Annotated in this window: 1 pseudogene; it reads left to right on the plus strand. The window is 69.1% G+C overall.

What is annotated here, in order from left to right:
* Nucleotides 1-79 precede the first annotated feature (79 nt).
* Nucleotides 80-1,074: pseudogene (locus tag P3G67_RS35725) on the plus strand (IS5 family transposase).
* The last annotated feature ends 25 nt before the right edge of the window (nt 1,075-1,099 follow it).

The raw sequence follows: 1,099 nt of genomic DNA on the forward strand, positions 1-1,099 counted from the left end.
ACTAGAGCGTGTTCGTAGTTGCGATCACGAGTTGGTGGATTCGGCCGCGCCGTGTCCCGTGGCCTGGTAGGCCAGGGGCATGGCGCGTGGCGATCTGACGGATGATGAGTGGGCCCTGGTCGAACCGCACCTCCCACCGCTGGGCGAGCGGGGCCCGATCCCTGACCTGCGGCGGCAGTTCAACGCCGTGATGTGGCGGTTCCGCACCGGCACTCCGTGGCGGGACGTGCCGGTTGAGTACGGCTCATGGTCCACGGTCTACGACCGCTTCCGCGCCTGGGCCCTGCAGGGCGTCTTCGCGCACCTGATGGAGCAGATGATCGCGGTCGCCGCCTCGCGCGGGCAGGTGGATCTGGAACTGGTCAGCGTGGACTCCACCACGCCGCATGCCCACCATCATGCTGCCGGGATGCGACTGGACGCCGAGCTGATGGCAGAGCTGGAGAAGGCCGCCGACGAGGAAAAGGGGGTGCGCGAACGGCACAAACGCCGCACCACGCGCTCGGTGACGCCACCGAGGAGGCGGCCCGCGCCGAACGCCGGCGGCGGCGACGTCGCTTCCGGGCCCGGCTGACCGCTGCCGCACTCGGCCGCTCCCGCGGTGGGCTGACCAGCAAGGTCCACCTCGCGGCCGACAATCGCTGCCGCCCGCTGTCGTTCGTGCTCACTCCCGGCCAGGCCGCTGACAGCCCGCGCTTTCGCGCGGTGGTGGAGCGCATCAAGGTCCGCATCCCCGTCGGGCGGCCGCGCACCCGCCCGGACGCCGTCGCCGCGGATAAGGCGTACTCCTCCCGCGCCAACCGGGCTTACCTGCGTAAACGGAAGATCAAGGCGGTCATCCCGGAGAAGACGGACCAGACGGCCAACCGCAAGAAGAAGGGCTCTCGCGGCGGCCGCCCGGTCACTCACGACGCGGTGCTCTACCAGGAGCGCAACACAGTCGAACGCTGCATCAACAAGATCAAGGAGTGGCGCGGGCTGGCCACCCGCTACGACAAGACGCCCGAAAGCTACCTCGCCGGACTCCACCTGCGCGGAGCGATCCTGTGGATCCGCAGCCTTCAACCCGCCTGAAGATCCGAACTACGAACACGCTCTA

This window comes from Streptomyces silvisoli, assembly GCF_029269905.1.
GTDB lineage: Bacteria > Actinomycetota > Actinomycetes > Streptomycetales > Streptomycetaceae > Streptantibioticus_A > Streptantibioticus_A silvisoli_A.